This is a genomic window from Micromonospora sp. NPDC047740 (assembly GCF_043204735.1).
Classification (GTDB): Bacteria; Actinomycetota; Actinomycetes; order Mycobacteriales; family Micromonosporaceae; genus Micromonospora.
This window is the reverse complement of sequence record NZ_JBIDCT010000006.1, coordinates 12,582-33,005: the sequence shown is the minus strand read 5'-3', so window position 1 is coordinate 33,005 and position 20,424 is coordinate 12,582. Positions and strand designations below refer to the sequence as shown.

The following is a 20,424-nucleotide window of genomic DNA, read 5'->3' as shown; positions in this document are numbered from 1 at the left end:
TTCTCCTATCCGAATTGCGCCTCGAACTCCTCAATCTCCCATTGTTCCAGTTCGACCAGCGCCACGTCCGAAGGGGTGAGTCCGTTGGCCCCGGTCCGGGTGACATAGTCACCCAGTTCGTGAAGGATGGCGAGCCAGCGGTCTGCGATCTCGCCGGCCTTTCCCTCGTCGAGGACCTCTTCCGGCCAGGTCATCCGCAGGGACAGGCGGGGACCGCCCGGTTCCATCTGGACGATCGCCACGACGTCCAGGGCGTGGGTCAGCGGCATCTGCGGCGGCTGATGGGTCAGCGCGAAGGAGTTCTCGTCGGTCAGCCAGTAATCGTCGCCGCCCCTGGCCATCCGGAACCGGCCGAGGTAGTTGAACCGGACCTCGGGGGCCGGCAGCGCGGCCAGCACCGGGCGGGTCACCGGGTTGAGGTAGCGCAGCAGCCCGTACCCGACGCCCCGGAGGGGCAGTGCGCGCAGTTGCTCCTTCACCCGCTTGACTGACTCGACCGCGCGGACGCCAGGAGGGAGGTCGCCGGCGAGGTCGAAGCGCACCGGATAGATGCTGGTGAACCACCCGACGGTGCGGATCAGGTCCAGGCCGGGCACGACGTCCTCGCGGCCGTGGCCCTCGAGGTCGATCGGTACGCCCGTGCGGCTGCCGGTGACCTCGGTGAGCGCCATCGCCAGGCCGGTGACGAGCACATCCTGCGCGTCAGCGCCGAACGCCTGGGCGGCCCGGTCGAGGAGCGCCTCGGTCTCATCGGCGCCAAGGGTGCGCACCAGCGACTCCACCTTGCCGGCCCGGTCCCGTTCCGCATCGAGGGGGCGGCTGGCCAGCGTGGGCGCGTCCGGCACCAGCATGCCGGTCCAGACCGCCAGGGTGTCCGCCAGCGCGGGGTCCTGGGCCGCCAGCACCAGCTGCTCGGCCCAGCGCTTGACGGACGTCACGGGCCGGTCCACGGTGGCCTGCCCGGCGGCGGCCAGGTCGGCTAGCAGAATGTGCCATGACACGGCGTCCACCGCCAGGTGGTGGGCGACTAGCAGCAACTGGCCCGCGTCGGCGAACCAGACCACTTCCAGCATCCGCCCCGCCGCGGGATCCAGCCGATCGCGGGCTTGAACGAACTCGCTGCTCAGATCTCCACCGGTCACCCGCCGTACGCAGTTGCGGGCGTCAACCGCTCCGACCGGTGGGACGGACAGGCCCCACACCGTGCCGTCGCCGCTGCTGATCAGGCGCGCCCGCAGCGCGTCGTGCCCGTCGAGCACCGCCTGGACCGCGGCGATCAGCTGCTCCTCGCCGAGCGGCGGTACCTTCACCACCAAGCTCTGGTGGAAGCCCTGGACGTCGCCGCCGATCTCGCGCAGCCAGTGCATGACCGGCGTTGCCGGGACCCGGCCGGTGCCGTCGTCCGGCGCCGCTGCGCCCGCGTCCTCAGGCGTCGCGGTCGACGCCGCGCCGGCCAGCAGGGCGGGCGTCCGATGCCGGAACACGTCCCTGGGGGTCAGCAGCATGCCCGAGTTGCGGGCCCGCGCGGCCACCTGGATGGCCAGGATGCTGTCGCCGCCGAGCACGAAGAAGTCGTCGTCGGCGCCGATCCGGGCGATGCCCAGGACGTCGCCGAAGATCCGGCACAGGTCGTTCTCCTGGGGCGTGGCCGGCGCGCGGCCACCGGACCCGGACGCCAGGTCCACCGGCGGCAGCGCCTTGCGGTCCACCTTGCCGTTCTGGTTCAGCGGCAGGGCGTCCAGCGGGACGAGCACGGTCGGTACGGCGTAGTCGGGCAGCTGGTCGGCGGCGTATGCGCGCAGGGCCTGCAGATCGGAGCCGCCGACGACGTAGCCGATCAGGACCTTCTGCCCGGCCGGGCCGTCCACCGCGACGACCACGGCGTCGGTCACGCCCGGCGCGCCGCGCAGGACCGCGTCCACCTCGCCAGGCTCGATCCGTTGTCCGCGGATCTTCAGCTGGAAGTCGCGGCGGCCGAGGAAGTCGAGCTGCCCGTCGGGGAAGTAGCGCACCCGGTCGCCGGTCCGGTACATCCGGGCGCCGGTGTCGCCGGCGAACGGGTCGGGGAGGAACTTCGTGCAGGTCCGCATCGGATCGGCCAGGTAGCCGCGGCCCACGCCGATGCCGCCGATGTAGAGCTCGCCCGGCATGCCGAGCGGCACCGGCCGCAAGTTGTCGTCCAGCACGTATAGGCGGGTGTTGCGTAGCGGGCGGCCGACCGGCACCCGGGCCACGTCGTACGGGGAATTCTTGGTGAGCACGGCGTGCGAGACGTCGTCGGAGCACTCGGTGGCGCCGTACGCGTTGATGATGTTGGCATTCGGGTGGAGGGCGAACCAGCGCACGCACATCTCCGGCGGCAGGACTTCGCCGTTCACGATGTACCAGCGGAAGGCCGGCAGGTCTGGCGCGGCGGTGGCCGGCCCGCCGCCGCTCCATGCGGCGAGCGTCGCGCGCATGAAGGACGGCACCACCTCGAGGATGGTGACCTTCTCGGCGGCGATCAGCTGGAACAGTGCGAGCGGGTCGGCGGCCATCTCGTTGCCGACGATCCGGGTGTGGCCGCCGACCAGCAGCGGCGCGACCATCTGCCACACCGAGACGTCGAAGGTGAGCGGCGCGTTGTGCGCCACCGAATCGGCGGCGGTCATGCCGAGGTCGCGGACCTTCGCCACAAGGTGATTGATCATCCCGTGCTGGGAGACCATCGCGCCCTTCGGTCGGCCGGTGGAGCCGGAGGTGAAGTAGACGTAGGCGAGATAGTCGTCGTCCCCGGCCAGCGGACCGAGGTTGTTCGGGGCGTCGCGGTCCTCGTCGAGGACCACGATCTCGATCGGCCGGTCCGCAGCGGCGGCGATCGCCTCCGCCAGCCCGGCGTGCTCAGGCTCCACGAGCAGAAGAGCAATGCCGTTGTCGTGGACGAGCGAGGCGTTCCGGGTCGGTGCGGCATCCACATCCAGCGGGACGTACGCCGCGCCCGCGCCCCAGATGCCCAGCATGGACGCGACGACCTGCACACCCCGGCCGGTCAGCACGCCGACGAGCACCTCCGGGCCGGCGCCCGCCTGCCGCAGCTTGCCGGAGATCGCGCTGCCCCAGCCGACCAGCGCGGCGTAATCCAGGATGGTCCGGTCATCCACCGCCGCGACGGCCCGGGGTGACTCCGCGGCGACCTTCCGGATGCGCTGGACGACGTTCTCGAAGGACTCGCCCTCGTCGGTGGCGTTCCAGTCGACCAGCACCCGCTTGCTCTCTGCGGGCAGCAGGACCTCGGTGTCGGCGATCGGGCGGTGCGGGTCGGCGGCCAGCCGGTCCAGGAAAGCCAGCACGCGGTCGGCGTGCAGGTCGAGGTCGTCCGCGGTGTAGCTGCGCGCCGTGGCCGCGAGGTCGAGCACCAGGTCCGGGCCGGCTCCCGGGTGCGCGGTGAAGGCGATGTCCTCGACCGGGCCGTACGACACGTAGCGCAGCGTTGCCGGTGTCCCGGCGAAGTCGAACCGCTGGTCGATCGGCAGGACGTTGACCTCAGGTCCGTACAGGCGGCGCCCGGAGTCGAGATAACCCAGGTCGCGCCGGAGGAACTCCTGGTTGTACCGCTGATGCCGGACCAGCCGCTGAGTCTGCAGGCCGACGGCCCGGATCAGGTCCACGACGGTCGCGCCCGGTTCGACGGTGAGCCGCAGCGGCAGGACGTTCGACATCATGCACGGCGTCCGGAGGGCGGCGGGCGTGCGCCGCGCGGTCACCGTCATTCCCAGGACGATGTCGCGCGCGCCTGTGGTGCGATGCAGGTAGGCGGCGACCCCGGCGAAGAACGCACCCGGCCAGCCCTGGCTGGACAGGCCCGCGGCGGCGGTCAGCGAGTCCAGGGCCGACGGCGGGATCGTACGGGTCAGGCGCAGTTGGCCGTTGCCGGGCAGCGACACGGTGTCCGCGAAACCGGCGACCTCGGGCCGGTCGGCGAGGTGGTCGTTCCAGAAGGTCCGGTCACGCTCGTAGTCCGCCGAGCCGCGGTAGCCGGCCTCCTCCTCCAGGAGTTCCTCGACCGTCGCCCAGGATGCCTCGGGGCAGCGGGCCCCGGTCACGTCGGCGGTGTAGAGCTCGGCGACCCGGCGGGCGAGCAGGCCAGCGCCGTACCCGTCGATGACGACGTGGTGCCCGCGCATGTACCAGATCCAGTGCTCGTCGCCGAGGGCGAGCAGGGCGGTTGCGAACAGGTTCCGCCCGGTGAGATCGGCCGGGCGGTCGATGTCGGCGGCCATCCAATCCACCGCGGCCTGCCGGGGCTCAGCCGTACCGGTCAGGTCGACGTGCGGGAAGTCCATGTCCTGGGCCGGCGCGACAACCTGATGGAAACCGTCATCATCGAAGGACACCTGCAGCCGGATCGCCTCGGACTCCTCCATCACCCGGCGCACCGCCCGGTGCATGGCGGACCGATCGAGCGGGCCGGTGATCTCCACGTACTGGCCGGCGGTGTAGGAGCGGTCGTCCGGGTTCAGGTACTGCGCCGTCCACACGCCGGACTGCGCGGCCGAGAGCGGGAGCCGTGACTGCATGCGTATCTCAGCCCTTCTGCACCGCAGAACGCGGCAACGCGGTCGGCATGGCGGTACGGGGCACCCGGTATTCCGGGTCCACCTCGCGGGCCGCGGTGCGGCGGGCCAGCGCGGCCTCGATCGCCGGGGCCAGCCGCTTGGCCTTGGCCAGCTCCGCGCTCTCGTGCCGCTCGGCGAACTCCGGCATCACCTCGCGGGCGAACAGCTCCATCGAGGAGCAGATGTGCTCGTGTTTGATCCGGCCGGACTGGGCGATCAGCAGGATCTGGTCCACGCCGGCCGCCTCGTACTCGCGGAGCGTCCTGCGGATCTGCTCCGGGGTGCCGATGCCGCTGTACGCGCCCTCGAGCACCGCGGGAAACTCCTTGTCGACCTGGTCTCGCGGCGTGTCGAGCCCGAGGTCGCGAGCGAGGTCGCCCTTCCCGGGCACGTGCGAGCCCAGACCCCAGTAGTAGGCGAGCGACCGGGCGAAGAACCGGTGGTCGGCCAGCCCGCGCTCGCGCGCGGTGGCCTCGTCCTCGTGGCACATCAGGTAGAGCGTCATGGCGACCTGGGGATTGACCGAGTAGCCGGCCGGCACGCAGTCCTCCGACTCGATGGTCGCGTAGTAGTCGCCGATCCACTTCTCGGCCTCGTCCGGTGCGACGAAGGAGAAGGTGAGGGCGCCGAGGCCGTGCCGGGCGGCGTGCGTGAGGCTCTCCCGCTTGCTGCACGCGGTCCACATCGGAGGGTGCGGCTTCTGCAGCGGCTTCGGCACGATGTTACGCGGCGGCATCTGCACGTACGTGCCGTCGTACCCGGCAAACGGCTCCTCGACGAACATGCGGGTGACCGCGTCGATCGACTCCCGCCATTGCGCTCGCTTGGCCGACATCTCGATGCCGAACGCGCCCAGCTCGACCTCGGTGCTGGACTCGCCGGTGCCGAACTCGGCCCGGCCGTTGCACAGCAGGTCGAGCATGCCGATCCGCTCCGCCACCCGGGCCGGTGCGTTGATCCCCGGCGGAAGCACCATGATGCCGTGGCCGAGCCGTATCCGCTCGGTGCGCTGGCTCGCGGCGCCGAGCAGCACCTCGGGCGCCGAGCAGTGGCTGTACTCCTCGAGGAAGTGATGCTCCACGGCCCACGCGTAGTCGAAACCGAGCCGGTCGGCCAGCTCGATCTGCTTCAGCGTGTCGTGCACGATGCGCAGCTCTGAGTCAGGCCGCCACGGCCGAGGGAGCTGAAGCTCGTAGAACAGACCGAACCGCATGATCGTCCCTTCGCGAGGAATGCTGCCGCCGGAGAATACGATAAGAGGAATTCGCGGCCTGCCGGACCTGGATTTGCCGCCGGTCCCGGTCGCTCTTAAGCGCCGATTAAGGTGCCTTTTATGGCCCGCTGTTACTGTCCTGACAGTCTCGCCCGCGATACCCAGTGCCGCGTCCGGAGGAAAATAGCGATGACAAAGAGCCTTGATATCGGGAGCACGAGTGAGCTTCAGTCCTGGTTGCGGGAGCGGATCGCGTTCTATCTGGACCAGCCGGCGGACACCATCGATCCGGACACCGAGCTGGCACACTATGGCATGAACTCCGTCTACGCCGTCAGTCTGCTGGCCGACCTGGAGACCAAACTCGGCGTAGAAATCGATTACATGCAGGCGACGTGGGGCTATCCCACGGTCAACAAGCTCGTCGAATACCTCGAGGCCCTGCCAGCGAATCGCGAGGGTGAATAGGTGACTGGATTGTTGTCCCCCGCCCAGGTGCTGGCGGGTGCCTTCGACGATTACCTGGGCGACCCCTACGCGGGCGGGACGCCGTTCTCCTACGACGAGATCGTCGCCGGTGACGAGGCCTCGGAACTGCCGCCGAACGCCCGCTCGACGATCGAGAAGTGGGGGTTCCACGAACTCCTCGTGCCGGTGGAGCAGGGTGGCCGGCTGCGCACCCTGGACGAGCTGCTGCACGTCTGCCGGGTTCTGTCCCGGCGCAACCCGACGATCGCCGTGATGTACGGCTCCACCCTGCTGGCGGCGAACCCGGTGTGGCTGTGGGGCAGCGCGCGGCAGAAGCGGGAGCTCGCGGGCGAGCTGCTGTCCGGTGGGCTGGCCTGCTTCGGGGTGTCCGAGGCCGATCACGGCAGCGACCTGCTGTCCACCGAGGGGACCCTGGTCCGCGAGAACGGCGGCTTCCGCCTGAACGCGGCGAAGTGGCCGGTGGGCAACGCCACCCGGGCCCGGTTCGTCACCGTGCTGGCCCGCACCGGCGAGCATGACCTCTCGCTGGCTCTGGTGGACAAGCAGCAGCTGTCCGACGGCGCGGTGCGCAACCTGCCGTTCGTGCGCACCCTCGGCCTCAAGGGGCACGACCTGAGCGGAGTCGAGTTCCACGATGCCGTGCTGCCGGGTGACGCGTTGGTCGGGCCGCCCGGCATCGGGGTGACCCAGGTGCTCAAGACCCTGCAGATCACCCGGACGGCCATCGCGGCGATGTCGCTGGGCGTGATGGACGCGGTGCTGCGCATGGGGCTCGGCTACGCGATGGACCGACGCCTGTACGGCGATCGGATCTTCGCCATTCCGATCATCCGGCATCAGCTCGTACAGGAGCACGTCAACCTCTTCATCGGTGAGTGCACGACGCTGCCGATCTCCCGGGCGCTGGTGCTCGCGCCGGAGCGGCTGAGCCTCTGGTCCGCGATCGCGAAGTACCTGGTTCCGGTCATGGCCGAAGAGACGGTGCACAACGTCGGCGTGGTGATGGGCGCCCGCAGCTACCTGCGCGAGGGCGTCGCCTCCGGCGCCTTCCAGAAGCTGCAGCGCGACCATGCGATCGCGAGCGTGTTCGAGGGCACCACCCACGTGAACCTGCACTGGATCGCCGAGCAGTTGCCCGCCGTGGTGGCCGGCGCCGGCGAGCCGGACGACGCGGCGCAGGACCTGCTGCGGCAGCTGTTCGACCTGGGCGACAACACCGCGGCGTGGCACCCCGACGGGCGACGGCTGCGCCTGGCCAACGGCGGCTTGGACGAGATCACCGGGGCCTGGCCACTCGCCGTCCGCCGCGCCGAGGCGCTGCTGCGGGGGCCGCGCCCGCCCGCGGCCAGCGCCGAGATTCTGGACCTGTGCGCCAGGCTGAGCGAGCTGCGCGCCGCCCTGCACCACCGCATCACGGCCACCGAGTCCTGGCAGTCAAGCTCGGTCGCCGCCATCACGGCCGCGCGGGAGCACTGTGCCCACCACGCCGCCGTGTCATGCCTGCTGATCTGGCTCGACAATCGGGATCGCCTCGGCGGTGCCTTCGCCGACGGCGGGTGGCTGGTGCTGTCGCTTCAGCGGTTGCTGCAGCGCCTCGGCGTGACCGTCGCGGTCGACGAGCGCCACGAGGCGGAGCTGGCGCAGCAGTTGGAGCGCGGCGCCGAGAAGAAGGACTGGTTCACCCTGGCATCACTCCCGGCCGGATGAGCGTCGGCGTGCCCGACTCGCCGCGCAGCCGGTCGAGACACGCCAGCGCGAGAGCCTGGAGGCTGGACACCATGGCGTCGGCGGGCAGGCCGGCGGCTTCGTACGCGATGGGCAGTTCGGTGCAGGCGGCCAGCACCGGAACCCGGTGCTGGCGCCACAGCCCGCGGGTCGCCGCCGCGAACACCTGCCCGGCTTCGGCCGTCCGTCCGGCCTTGACCAGGACGCTTGTCTGCTGAATGGCAGCCTGAGCCGCGGCGCCGGGCACGTGCAGCGGGTAACCCAGCCGGCGGGCCCGGTGCTGGTAGAGACCGCTTGCCACGGTGCCGGTGGTGGCCGCGAGCCAGCCGCCGCCGGGCGCCCGCCGGACGGCCTCCCGCAGCGTCGCGTCGACGATGTGCACCAGGGGCAGCGGCAGCTCGTCGCCGATCCGGTCGATGAAGACGTGCGCCGTGTTGCAGGGGACGGCCAGCAGGTCTGCCCCCCAGCGCACGAGATCCAGCAGGCCCGCCCGGATCGGGGCCAGCGGGTCCAACCGGCCGGCAAGTACTGCGGCGCTGCGGTCCGGGATGGCCGGCTCGGAGATCAGGAGTACGCGCGGGTGCTCCTGATCGCTGGTAGCCGGCGATTCGGCGGCCAGCAGGCGGAGGAACTCGGCCGTCGCGGCCGGACCCATCCCGCCGAGGACGCCGAGGTTTCGCCGGATCGTCATGCGGCCGGGGAATCGCCGGCCGAGAGGTTGCCGGCCGGCCGCTCCAGCCGGGCTGCGATCCGGGCGGGATCGACACCGGCAGCCGGCCCGCCGGTCCAGTGCAGACGGAGTCGTCCGTCGATCAGGCTCACGCCGAGCTCCAGCGGATACACGGCCGGCAGCGCGGCCAGGCCGTGGCCCGGCAGGGCTGAGGGCTGGAATGGCTCGGCCTGGCTGGCCTCCGCCCCGAACGGCCCGAAGTAATGCAGCCGGATGGGCGCGATGTCCGGCCCGGCGACGGGCCCGACGGCGAGAAACGGGCCGAGCGTGGTCGTGGACCCCGCCGTGTGGTCGACGACGTCCACGGTGAGCGGGGGCGCGCCGATCACGGCCAGCACGGCGGTGATCTCCGCGGGCTGGGCGGTGGGCGGTGATGTCCGGTCGAGCTGGGCGAGGAACGATCCGGCCGGCGGCGGCTCGGGAGCCGCGTCGTCGAGCCAGTCCCACACGTCGGCTAGATCGGTCAGCAGCAGCCGGAACGAGCGGACGTCGAGGACCAGGGCGTGCGCGGCGAACAGAAGCAGGCGTGCGTCGTCGGTGTCGACGACCGCGCAGCGCACCACCGGGCCGGCCACCGGGTCCAGCTGTGCGAGCAGCCGGTCCGCCACGGTCGGCAGCAGGTCGATGCGCGGCTCGGGGCGCCCGCTGAGGTCGACCCGCGGCACGGCGATGCGCCCGATGCCGCCGTCGACCTGCGTCCACCCGCCGTCCGGGCCGGGCGGCACGAAGCGCAGCCGGAGCGCGTCGTGGCGCAGCATGAGCCGCAGCACCGCGCGGCGGACCTTGGCGAGGTCTGCGTCGTCCGGCAGCCCGACCAGGGCGACCCGTCCGGGCGTGCCGCTCTCCGCCAGGATCTGCTGCTGCGCGGGGGTTAGCGGGAACGACTCGGCGGATGCTTGAGGGGGTTTCGGCTCGACGGTGGCCGGGGCCGGGGAGGGCAGTTCCTGCCGCTGCAGCACGCCGCCGTCGCGAGGGATGCGGTCGACCGCCACCCACTGCTCGGGAACGAGGAAGTCCGGCAGGGTCCGCGCGGAAAAGCTGCGCAGCGTACCCGCGGTGACCGGCCCGCTCGCCACGTAGTAGGCCACCAGACGGCGGCCGAGGCGCTGCCGGCCGGCCGGATCGGTATAGCCGATCTTGGCGAGCATGCGCCGGACCCGCGGGATGTCCACGGGCGTGCGGAGCTCCTCGTCCGCGGCTGCCCGCTCCAGGTGGCCGAGCCGCACCTCCCAGCGGGTGGGCGACTCGTAGTTGTGGTAGCCGCGCTCGGCACTGTGGACGTACACGCCGACGTCGTTTATCAGGCAGTTGGAGCTGCAGAAGCCGGTGTCGGTGGGCTGCGTCCAGGCGGTCGCCTCCTCAGCCAGGTAGCGCAGGATCTCGCCCTTGCTGACGTCGCTGTAGCGGAAGAAGTCGACCACCTCGGACGCCTCGACCGCGTTCGGGTCGACCCGCTCACCGATCTGGTGGTAGACCCGGCGCCCGACCGCCAGCTGCTCCTCGATCTCCCGCGGGTCGAAGATGCCGCGCCGGTAGAACCAGCTCAGGCGCTCGTCGATGATCTGGCCGCGGGACAGGCCGGTGACGATGACCGGGATCTTGCGTTGCGCGGCCAGTTCGGTGCTCAGGCCCAGCAGCGAGCGAAAGCATCCGTTGCACACGCTCTGGTGCTGCCGGAGGCTCTCCACGAAGACCCGGTTCTGGTCCGCTCGGCCGAGGGTGACGTGCTCGATGCCCAGCTTGGCGGTGATGTTCTCGACATTGCGTAGCGCGGTCTGCGAGATGAATCCGTTGTCGAAGGTGAATGTCATCACCCGCAAGCCCAGGTCCACCAGGCGGTGCAGCACGTACGTGCTGTCCTTGCCGCCGCTGAACAGGAGCAGGACGTCGTATTCCGGGGCGCCGCCCGCGGTCTTCTCCCGCACTTTCCGCAGGAAGCCGTCGACATCCCCGAAGTACGAGTGGATCGCCGCTTCGTTGCCGGTGTAGAGGCGGCAGAAGTAACAGGTGCCGCCGTCGTCCAGGTCCGCACCGGGGTAGGCGGCGTCCATGCCGCAGCGCGCGCATGCCCGCGCCACCTCGGTGGCCGGCGCGGAGCCCTGGTACACGACGGCGCAGTCCGCGACGTTCTCGTGCGCCAGGATCGCCGTCTCGACCTCCTGCTCGAGAACGCGCGCCTGTCCCTGCTGCAGCGTCGCCGGCTCCACCTGCGTCATCGCGTACCCCCCGCAACGTCGGTCAGCGCGTCGAGCAGGTCCTCGGCCTGATCGGGCTCGCTCGCCAGGGCCTCCTCGAGCTGCTCGGCCAGCGCCTCGATGGTGCGCGCGGTGAGGAACGCCTGGAGGTGCACCTCCACGCCGAACTCCGCGCGCAGCCGGGAGAGCATGGTCATGACCAGCAGCGAGTGCCCGCCCATGTCGAAGAAGTCCTGCCGGACGCCCACCTCCGCCACCGGAAGCAGCTCCTCCCACAGCCGGGCGAGGGCCTTCTCGGTCGGCGTGCGCGGCGGCACGACCTCTTGGTCGTCCTGGGCGGCCGGCACCACCGGAACCGGCAGGGCGCGCCGGTCGATCTTCCCGCTGATGGTCCGCGGGAGCTGGTCGAGCGGCACCAGCACGGCGGGTACGGCGCTGGGCAGCAGCCGCTGCGCGACGTGCCGGCGGATCTCATCGTTGTCCGACGGGCTGGACAGCTCGAGGAAGGCGCACAGCGAGGACGCCCCATCGGGCTGCTCATGCACCACCACCGCCGCGTCCCGTACGGCCGGGTGGGTACGCAGCACGCTCTCCACCTCGCCCAGTTCGACCCGGACGCCGCCGACCTTGACCTGGTGGTCCTTGCGGCCGATGTACTCCAGCTCGCCGGTCGCCAGCAGACGGCCGAAGTCGCCGGTGCGGTAGACCACGTCCGCCGGGTCCCCGGTCAGCGGGTTGGTGACGAACGCGGCGGCCGTCTCCTCGGGTAGGTCGCGGTAGCCGAGCGACCGGTGCGGCGTCCGCAAGTAGATCTCGCCCATCCGCCCCTCCCGGCAGGGCCGCCCGGCCGCGTCGAGGAGCAGCACCTCCGTCTCCGGCATGGGCCGGCCGATCGGGATCGAGGCGGCCTGCGTGTCCTCAGCGGTGACGAAGCGGTAGGTCTTCGTCATCGTCGTCTCCGACGGGCCGTACAGGTTGAGCAGGCGGATCCGCTCGCCGTACCGCTCGAACCACCGGGCCGCGTCGGCGGGGGACAGCCGCTCGCCGGACATCGCGATGCAGCTCAGGTGCTGCAGTTCGAGCCCGTCCACCGAGGCAAGGCCGCGAAAGATCGACGGGACGCAGTGCACCAGCTGGATGCGCTCCGCATCGATCCAGCGGAGCAGGCCGGGCGGGTCGAGGAGCAGGTCCGGCGGCGGAATGACCACCGTCCCGCCGTTGGCGAGCGGGACGAACAGGTCCCGCAGCATGGCGTCAAAGGCAGGCGAGGTGAGGTGGCTGACCCGCCAGCCGTCCTGCGCGCCGAGCAGCTCGGTCTCCCAGCGGATGTAGTGGTCGATGGCGCCGAGCCTGCCCACGATGCCCTTCGGCCGGCCGGTGGAGCCTGAGGTGTGCATGACATAGCACGGGTCGTCGGCCGCCGGGATGTGCCGGACCGCCTCCGCGTCGAGCGTGTCCTGATCCGGGTCGCCCACGTCCGCGCACAGCAGGCGGGCGCCCGGCAGGTGCGTACCGCAGAACTCCTCGGCGGCCGCGCCCTGCACGATCGCGTGCCCGGCGGCGGTGCCGGCGAGGATGTCGCCGTTGCGCGCCTGGGGCGCCGCCAGGTCGACGGGGACGAAGACGGCACCGATCTTCAGGACGGCCAGGATGGCGATGATCGTCTCGTCCCGGTTCGCGGTGAGCACCGGGACGAGGTAGCCGGGCCCGACGCCCGCCGCGCTCAGCCGGCCGGCAAGCCGGTTCGCCGCGTTCTCCAGCGCCGCGTAGGTCAGTGTGCGTTCGGGGGACGACACCGCACGGCGTCCCGGCGACCGCTCGGCCGCTGTGCGGACCAGCGAATGGATCGCCTCGAAAGCCATCCTCTTTCCTTCCTCCGTTACGGCCATGCCAAATGCCGGGAATCAATGGTGGTCGGGCAGGTCGAACTCATCGAGCAGCACCCCGAAGCTGAGGACGACCAGCAGCAGGTCGTCGCCCACATGCGGATGCACGTCGAAATCGGCGCTCAGGTATTGGGATTTGAGCCGCTCGACGGTGTCGGGATTGAAGTAGCCCTGTCGTTTGATGCGGGCGTGTGACAGCAGGTCGTTCGCCCATTCCGGATGCTGGCGCAACAGCCAGGGGCTGCTGGGCGCCCGGAAGCCGAATTTCTCCCGCTGAATGATCTCGGTGGGCACCAGCCCGTGCGCCGCCTGCCGGAGTAGGTGCTTCTCGCCGCCCTGTGGGGTCACCATCAGGCGCGGAGGTATGGTCCGGGCGAAGTCGATGACGTCCAGATCGAGGAACGGGTAGCGCGCCTCGACGGCGTTGGCGAGTCCCATCCGGTCGCCGTGGTCGGCCAGCAGGTGGTCGGAGAGCCGTAGCTTGAAGTCCAGGTAGGACCGCTGGTGCAGCGGATGCCGGTTGCGCAGCATCTCGTGGTCGACGAGCGGCAGGGCCAGACACTCGAAGGTGTCGAATTCGGCTGCCGCCTCCGCCGAGTACAGCTCCAGCTTGGTGTCGCTCCAGGCCAGGTAGTCGCGTTCGTAAAAGACCTTCTCGTCGCCCCACAGGTGCTGCCGGGCCTCGGCCTCCAGCAGGTCGAGGACGCCGCGACGGTGCGGCAGGCCGGTGCGGTCGATCTGGTCGAAGCGGTAGCCGGGATAGCCGCCGAACAGCTCATCGGCGCCCTCCCCGGTGAGGATGACCCGGACCCCCGCGCGCCGCACCGCGGCCGACAGGGACAGCGAGCAGGTGTTATAGGTCTCCTTCACCGGGCACTCGGCGTGCCGGATCATCCGGCGGAAGCTCTCGGCGGCGTCCGCGACGCCGAAGATCTCCTCGTGATGGACCGAGGAGAGCTTGGCCGCCATCAGCCGCTGGAAGGGCGACTCGTCGATGCCGGCGTCGCGGAAGGCGATTGAGAAGGAGTGGCGCCGGGTGTGCGGCGAGACCTCGCCGACCAGGGCGCCGATGAGCGACGAGTCCAGTCCGCCGCTCAGGTAGAACCCCACCGGCACGTCGGCCAGCAGCCGCCGCTGCACCGACGTCGCGAGCAGGCCGCGCAGCCGCTCGACGTAGAACTCCTCGGGCCGTTCCGCGGGCCCCTCGCCGAGTTCGGGATAGTCCAGGTCCCAGTAGCGGACCTTCCGCACCTGCCCGTCCTGGACCAGAAGATAGTGGCCGCTCTCCAGGCTGTGCACGCCGGCGAACATGGTGCGCGGGCTGACCAGCCCGGGAAACGTGAGCACCTGGTCGAGGCCCGCCAGGTCGACCGCGCGCGGGACGGCCGGGTGACTCAGGACGGTCTTGTTCTCCGAGCCGAAGACGAAATGGCCGGCAGTCCGCGCGTAGAACAGCGGCAGGATCCCGACGTGGTCCCGGGCCAGGAAGAGCCGGCGCCGCGCCCGGTCGTAGATCGCGAAGGCGAACTGCCCGCGAATCACGTCGAGCAGCCCCGTCCCGCGCTCCTCGTACAGGTGGACCAGAACCTCGACGTCGCTTCCGGTGCGGAAGGTGTGCCCGCGGGCGGTCAGCCCGTCCCGGAGCTCCCGGTGGTTGAAGATCTCGCCGTTGCAGACGAGGACCACGCTGCCGTCCTCGTTGGTGATCGGCTGAGCGCCGGTCGTGAGGTCGATGATGCTCAGCCGCCGGAAGCCCAGTCCGATTCCCGGGTCGGTGAACCGCCCGGCACTGTCCGGGCCCCGGTGCTCCAGCGTGGCCGTCATCGCCGACAGAACCTCCTGGTCGACGGGGTGGTCCCCGCGGAGGTCCAGATACCCAGCGATTCCGCACATGGCTCCGCACTTTCCTCGGGGCTGATGGCCGCATACATCATGCGGGCCGGTGCGGTATTCAGTCATCGGTCCCGAACCGGCCTGAAGACATTCTTTGCCGATCACCATGCAGCCGCTTAAGCCGCAGCTAAGTCGAGTGTTAGGAGCGATTGTTAGCCTGCCGGAAGCCAGTACCGGAATCCATTCGAGACGGACCGGAGCATCGCTGTGACGAATCCTTTCGACGACGAGGGTGCGCCCTTTGTGGTTCTCGTGAACGATGAGGGTCAGCATTCCCTGTGGCCGACGTTCGTAGACGTGCCGGCCGGCTGGACCGTGGTGTTCGGCGAGGCTGACCGCGCCGCCTGCCTGACCTACGTGTCCGAGAACTGGACCGACATGCGGCCGAGGAGCCTGGTCCAAGCAATGGAACGGCAGGCGTGACGTGGCGGACCGGGTCCGAGTGGTGGACATCCTGCCACTGACGCCCTTCCAGGAGGGCGTGCTGTTCCACGCCCTGTACGACCGGGAGGGCCCGGACGTGTACCACGTCCAGTACTCCCTCGACCTGGCTGGAGACCTGGACCCGGCCGCGATGCGGGCCGCCGCGGACGCGCTGGTACGGCGCAACGCGGCCTTGCGCGCCGCCTTCCGCCAGCGCGACAACGGCCAGTCGGTGCAGCTGATCGTCGAGGGCGTGGCCGCGTCATGGCGCTTCGAGGACCTCCGGGAACTGCCCGCCGAGCGCCGGGACGTCGAGGTGGCCCGGCTGACCGCGGCGGAGCTGGACCGGCGCTTCGACCTGGCGCAGCCCGCGTCGATTCGCTTCACCCTCATCCGCAGCGCGGACGACCAGTGGCGCCTGCTGCTCACGAACCACCACATCCTGCTGGACGGCTGGTCGATGCCGGTGCTGCTGCAGGAGCTCTTCCGGCTGTACGAGCGGCGCGGCGACGCCGGCGCGCTGCCGGCTCCGGTGCCGCACCGCGACCACCTCGCCTGGCTGGTCCGGCAGGACGCCGAGAAAGCCCGGGAGGCATGGCGGGCGGCCCTGGCCGGCCTGACCGAGCCGACGCTGGTCGCCCCGGCCGACCCGGCCCGGCTGCCGGTCATGCCGCACAAGCACACGATCGTGCTGCCAGCCGAGTTGGCGGCGGCGATGACCCGGCTGGCGAAGGGGCACGGCCTCACCGCGAACACGATCATCCAGGGCGCCTGGGCGATCCTGCTGGCGCGCCTCACCGGCCGGGACGACGTGTGCTTCGGCGCCACCGTCAGCGGCCGGTCCGACGAGGTGGCCGGCGCCGAGGAAATGATCGGCTCCTTCATCAACGTCGTGCCGGTCCGGGTTCGCCCGCGGGCGTCGCGCCCGGTGGTCGAGCTGCTCGCCGAGCTGCAGGAGCAGCAGGCCGAGTTGCTGCCTCACCAGCACCTGGGCCTGACCGATATCCAGCGGACGGCCGGCCTGAGCCAGCTCTACGACACGGTGGTGATTGTCGAGAACTACCCGCTGGACCTGGCGAAGTTCAAGAACCTCGGCGCGGGGCTGTCGCTGGCCGGTGCCGACGTGCACGACGCGGCCCACGTCCCGCTCCGGCTCGTGGCCATCCCGTTCCCCGACTGGCAGCTGCAAATCGACTACCGGCCGGACCTGTTCGCCGCGGCCGAGGCCAAGACCATCGGCGACCGGCTCATCCGGCTCCTGGAGCAGATCTCCGGCCACCCCGAGCGCGCGCTGGGCCGGCTGTCGATACTGGGTCCCGACGAGCGGGCCCGGCTCATCACCGAGCTGACCGGGGCGCACCGGCCCGACGCCATGAGCAGCCTGCTGGAGCGGGTGCACGAGCTGGCGGCGGCCCACGGCGAGGCGCCAGCGGTGATCGCGGACGGCGTCCGCATCACCTATGCGGAGCTCGTCGGCCGAGCCGGCGCGCTGTCCCGTCAGCTGTTGTCCCTCGGCATCCCGCCGGGCGGCAGATGCGCCATCTACGCCGAGCGCGGCGTCAACGTCATCGTCGGGGTGCTCGGCACGCACGGGGCCGGCCACGCCTTCCTGCCGCTCGACACCCGAGCCCCGGCCGCCCGCAACGCGTCGCTGCTGCAGTCGAGCGGGGCGGATGTCCTGCTCGCCGGCCCCGAGCACGCCGAGACCGCCGCGGAGATCTCCACGGCTGCGGGGGTGCGAGTCGTCGTCCTCGGCGAGGTTGCCAAGCCGGCCGGCATCGAGCCGCCCCCGGTCCAGCCGGATCAGGCGGCGTATCTGCTTTACACCTCCGGCAGTACCGGACTGCCCAAGGGCGCCCTCGTCCATCACCTCGGCATGGTCAACCATCTGGCGGCCAAGAACGAGGACCTCGACCTGGTCGCCGCCGACGTCGTGGTGCAAAACGCCCCGCTGACCTTCGACGTCTCGGTGTGGCAGATGCTCGCGGCGCTTACCGTCGGCGGCTGCGTCCTGGTCGTCGACGACGACACCGCCCTCGACCCGGTGGCGCTGTTCCGGCAGACCGACTGGGAGCGGGCCACAGTACTGGAGGTGGTGCCGTCGCTGCTGCGCGCCGCGCTGGACGCCTGGGACGACGGCGCGCCGCTGCCCAGGCTGGAGACGCTCCGCTGGCTGCTGGTCACCGGCGAGGCCCTCTCCGCCGACCTGTGCCGGCGCTGGTTCCGGCATTTCCCCGGCGTGCCGATGGTTAACGCGTACGGGCCCACCGAGTGCTCGGATGACGTGACGCACGGGTTCATCCGAAGCGCGGCGGACGTCGCCGGCGTGGTCGCGCCGATCGGCCGGGCGGTCCGCAACACCGAGCTCTACGTGCTGGACCAGACGCTCCAGCCGGCCCCGGCGGGCACGGCCGGCGAGCTGTACGTCGGCGGGCAGGGCGTGGGACTCGGCTATCTCGACAATCCGGTCGGCACGGCGCTGGCGTTCGTGCCGGATCCGTTCTCCGGCCGGGCTGGCGCGCGCCTGTACCGCACCGGCGACCTCGTACGCAGACTTCCCGACGGACAGCTCGAGTTCCTCGGCCGGACCGACCACCAGGTGAAGATCCGCGGGCGGCGGGTCGAACTGGGGGAGATCGAGGCGGCGCTGCGGACCACGCCAGGCACCCGCGACGCGGTGGTGATGCTGCGCGCCGACACAGCCGGCCACGAGCGGCTAGTGGCCTACCTGGCCGGGCCGGTCGACCCGCAGGACGCGCACAAGACGGCGGAGTCCCTGCTGCCGCCGCACATGGTGCCGGCGGTGTTCGTGGTGCTGGACAGCCTGCCGGTCTCCCCGAACGGGAAGATCGACCGCAAGGCCCTGCCCGTGCCGCAGAGCCCCGCCGGCAGCAGCGGGCGGGCGCCGCGCACCGCGACGGAGACGACGCTCGCGGACCTGTTCGCCGACGTCCTCGGCACCGCCGGCGTGACGATCGACGACAACTTCTTCCAGCTCGGCGGGCATTCGCTGCTCGCTACCCGGCTGGTCAGCCGGATCCGGGCCACCCTGAACACCGAGCTGCCCACCCGGGCCATCTTCGAGGCACCCACCATCGCCGCCCTCGCTGCCCGCCTCACCGAGGCAACCGGCGGGAGCCGGCCCGCGCTGACCGCCGGGCCGCGGCCGGCCGGGCCCCCGCTGTCCTACGCGCAGCGCCGCCTGTGGTTCCTGGCCGAGCTCGAAGGTCCGAGTGCCACCTACAACCTGCCCAATGCGCTGCGGTTCGACGGCCCGATCGACCACGACGCCCTGCACGCCGCGTTAGGTGATCTGATCGGCCGGCACGAAAGCCTGCGCACCCTGATCCGAGTCGTCGAGGGGGAACCGACCCAGCACGTCCTCGAAGACTTCTCCGTGCCACTGCAGCGGCACGACAGCACCGCGCCGCGGTTGCCCGACGACCTCGCCGCCGCCGCGCGCCGGCCGTTCCACCTGGACCGTGAGCTACCGCTGCGCGCGGACCTGTTCACTCTGGACGACCGGCAACACGTGCTGCTGCTGACCCTGCACCACATCGCGGGCGACGGCTGGTCCTTCGCGCCCCTCGCCGAGGACCTCACCACCGCCTATCAGGCTCGCCGGCAGGGACAGCCCCCCGGCTGGGCGCCCCTGCCGGTCCAGTACATCGACTACACGCTCTGGCAGCAGAAGCTGCTCGGCACCGTACGCGACGAGCAACTCGCTTACTGGCGCCAGAAGCTCGAAGGGCTACCGGACCACCTTGTCCTGCCCACCGACCGGCCCCGGCCGGCCATCGCCAGCCATCACGGCGCCACCACGCACTTCACCATGCCGGCCACCCTGCATCGGGACCTCACCCGCCTGGCCCGGCGGCACGACGCCACACTGTTCATGGTCATCCACGCCGGACTGGCCGCCCTGCTGACCCGCCTCGGAGCCGGCACCGACATCCCGATCGGCGCACCCATCGCCGGGCGTACCGATCCCGCTCTGGACAAGCTGATCGGCTTCTTCGTCAACACCCTCGTGCTGCGCACCAGCACGGCAGACAACCCCACCTTCACCGAGCTGCTGCAGCAGACCCGCGCCACCAACCTCGACGCCTACACCCACCAGGACCTGCCCTTCGACTACCTGGTCGAGGCCCTCAACCCCAACCGCTCCCTGGCCCGCCACCCGTTCTTCCAGGTCATGCTCGTCCTGCAGAACGTCGCGAAGGTCGACTACGCGGGCCTGGGCATCACTGACGAAGAGATCTTCAATCCGATCTCCCGGTTCGACCTGGTCATCGAGGTGAACGAGCGCTTCGGCGACAACGGCAGCGAGCGGGGGCTGCAGGGCTTCATCCAGTACGCCGACGAACTCTTCGACCGGGCGACCATCGAATTCTTCGTCGCCGCCTGGGAGCGGCTGCTCACCGCGGTTGCCGCGGACCCGTCGTTGCCAGTCGGCCGTCTGCCGGTGCTCGGCGAGCAGGACCGGCACGATCTGATGGCGGCCGGCAACGCCAGGCAGTCGTTCGTGCTCGACGACGCGCTGCAGCCGGTGCCGTACGGCGTGCTGGGCGAGCTGTACGTCAGCGCGGAAGGGCCGGCGGCGGACACGGTGGCCAACCCGTTCGGACCCCCGGGCACGCGTCTGCGGCGTACCGGGAACCTGGCCAAGTGGACGCGGCAGGGAGAGTTGCACGTCGCAGGCCGCGTCGAGGACCAGGTTTTGATCGACGGGGTGCCGGTGCACCCGGCGGAGATCGCGGCCCGACTGGCGGACGGCGACCTGCTGTCCCAGGCCGTCGTGGTGGCCGACGAGGACGGCCTGCTGGCCTACGTGGTGCCCCGGCAGTCCGGCACCGTAGTCCACGCCATCCGGCGGGCATGGAGCGAACGGCTGCCCGACTACCTCGTCCCCCGGCGACTGGTGCTGCTGGACGCGCTGCCGCTGACCGCCGCAGGCACGGTGGACACGGACGCGCTGCCCGCCCCGGCAGAGCCGGGCGCGGCGGGGCCGGCCTCGGCCGGCGGGCGGGAGACGATCCTGCGCAAACTCTTCGCCGAGGTCCTGGAGGTGCCGTCGGTCACCGATGACGACAACTTCTTCGACCTCGGCGGGCACTCCCTGCTGGCCGTCCGCTTGCTCAGTCGGATCCGCAGCGAGCTGGGCGTCGAGCTGAACCTGCGGGACGTGATGATGGACCCGACCGTTGCCGGCGTGGCGGAAGCCCTGGCCGGCGCGGCGCAGACCTCCCGGCCCCCGCTGCGGCGCATGCGGTGA

10 protein-coding genes are annotated in these 20,424 nt (G+C 71.0%); 4 read left to right on the top strand and 6 right to left on the bottom strand.

The window, feature by feature from the left end:
- Positions 1–5: 5 nt before the first annotated feature.
- Both ACGF4F_RS12975 and ACGF4F_RS12970 read right to left on the bottom strand, forming a co-directional pair.
- Positions 6–4,556, bottom strand: coding sequence for an amino acid adenylation domain-containing protein (locus ACGF4F_RS12975; protein WP_393077222.1), 4,551 nt, complete (start codon positions 4,554–4,556; stop codon positions 6–8).
- A 7-nt stretch (positions 4,557–4,563) separates the two neighbouring features.
- Complete coding sequence (locus tag ACGF4F_RS12970; RefSeq protein ID WP_357446560.1) at positions 4,564–5,808, bottom strand: LLM class flavin-dependent oxidoreductase; 1,245 nt, start codon at positions 5,806–5,808, stop codon at positions 4,564–4,566.
- Between the two features lie 189 nt (positions 5,809–5,997).
- Here ACGF4F_RS12970 and ACGF4F_RS12965 point away from each other — a divergent pair, with 189 nt between their 5' ends.
- Both ACGF4F_RS12965 and ACGF4F_RS12960 read left to right on the top strand, forming a co-directional pair.
- Positions 5,998–6,276, top strand: a complete 279-nt coding sequence (locus ACGF4F_RS12965) for an acyl carrier protein (RefSeq protein ID WP_357446557.1) — start codon at positions 5,998–6,000, stop codon at positions 6,274–6,276.
- The gene (locus tag ACGF4F_RS12960) at positions 6,277–8,004 is read left to right on the top strand and encodes an acyl-CoA dehydrogenase family protein (protein ID WP_357446554.1); all 1,728 of its coding nucleotides are present in this window, start codon (positions 6,277–6,279) and stop codon (positions 8,002–8,004) included.
- Here the strand turns inward: ACGF4F_RS12960 and ACGF4F_RS12955 are convergent.
- Genes ACGF4F_RS12955 through asnB form a run of 4 tightly spaced genes read right to left on the bottom strand, consistent with a single transcriptional unit; the run spans position 7,976 to position 14,726 of the window.
- Complete coding sequence (locus ACGF4F_RS12955; RefSeq protein WP_357446551.1) at positions 7,976–8,713, bottom strand: amino acid racemase; 738 nt, start codon at positions 8,711–8,713, stop codon at positions 7,976–7,978. The genes ACGF4F_RS12960 and ACGF4F_RS12955 overlap by 29 nt on opposite strands.
- A complete protein-coding gene (locus ACGF4F_RS12950) occupies positions 8,710–10,968 on the bottom strand; it encodes a 7-cyano-7-deazaguanine synthase (protein ID WP_393077217.1) in 2,259 nt (752 codons plus the stop codon). The genes ACGF4F_RS12955 and ACGF4F_RS12950 overlap by 4 nt, the downstream gene beginning before the upstream one ends.
- On the bottom strand, positions 10,965–12,809 hold the full coding sequence (locus tag ACGF4F_RS12945; protein ID WP_393077214.1) for an amino acid adenylation domain-containing protein: 1,845 nt from the start codon (positions 12,807–12,809) through the stop codon (positions 10,965–10,967). Before ACGF4F_RS12945 ends, ACGF4F_RS12950 begins: the two co-directional genes overlap by 4 nt.
- Before the next feature lie 42 nt (positions 12,810–12,851).
- Positions 12,852–14,726: an asparagine synthase (glutamine-hydrolyzing) gene (gene asnB, locus ACGF4F_RS12940; RefSeq protein WP_357446542.1), complete on the bottom strand. Its 1,875-nt coding sequence runs from the start codon at positions 14,724–14,726 to the stop codon at positions 12,852–12,854.
- Positions 14,727–14,933: 207 nt separating this feature from the next.
- Between asnB and ACGF4F_RS12935 the strand changes: the two genes are divergently transcribed.
- Together ACGF4F_RS12935 and ACGF4F_RS12930 are read left to right on the top strand one after the other, a co-directional pair.
- On the top strand, positions 14,934–15,149 hold the full coding sequence (locus tag ACGF4F_RS12935; protein WP_357446539.1) for an MbtH family protein: 216 nt from the start codon (positions 14,934–14,936) through the stop codon (positions 15,147–15,149).
- Position 15,150: 1 nt separating this feature from the next.
- Positions 15,151–20,424 (top strand): amino acid adenylation domain-containing protein, encoded by a 5,274-nt coding sequence (locus ACGF4F_RS12930; protein ID WP_393077210.1) that lies wholly within the window; start codon positions 15,151–15,153, stop codon positions 20,422–20,424.

Coding starts and splice junctions, on each gene's coding strand:
- ACGF4F_RS12975 (WP_393077222.1), bottom strand. CDS start 4,556: ATGCAGTCACGGCTCCCGCTCTCGGCCGCGCAGTCCGGCGTGTGGACG.
- ACGF4F_RS12970 (WP_357446560.1), bottom strand. CDS start 5,808: ATGCGGTTCGGTCTGTTCTACGAGCTTCAGCTCCCTCGGCCGTGGCGG.
- ACGF4F_RS12950 (WP_393077217.1), bottom strand. CDS start 10,968: ATGACGCAGGTGGAGCCGGCGACGCTGCAGCAGGGACAGGCGCGCGTT.
- ACGF4F_RS12955 (WP_357446551.1), bottom strand. CDS start 8,713: ATGACGATCCGGCGAAACCTCGGCGTCCTCGGCGGGATGGGTCCGGCC.
- ACGF4F_RS12965 (WP_357446557.1), top strand. CDS start 5,998: ATGACAAAGAGCCTTGATATCGGGAGCACGAGTGAGCTTCAGTCCTGG.
- ACGF4F_RS12945 (WP_393077214.1), bottom strand. CDS start 12,809: ATGGCTTTCGAGGCGATCCATTCGCTGGTCCGCACAGCGGCCGAGCGG.
- asnB (WP_357446542.1), bottom strand. CDS start 14,726: ATGTGCGGAATCGCTGGGTATCTGGACCTCCGCGGGGACCACCCCGTC.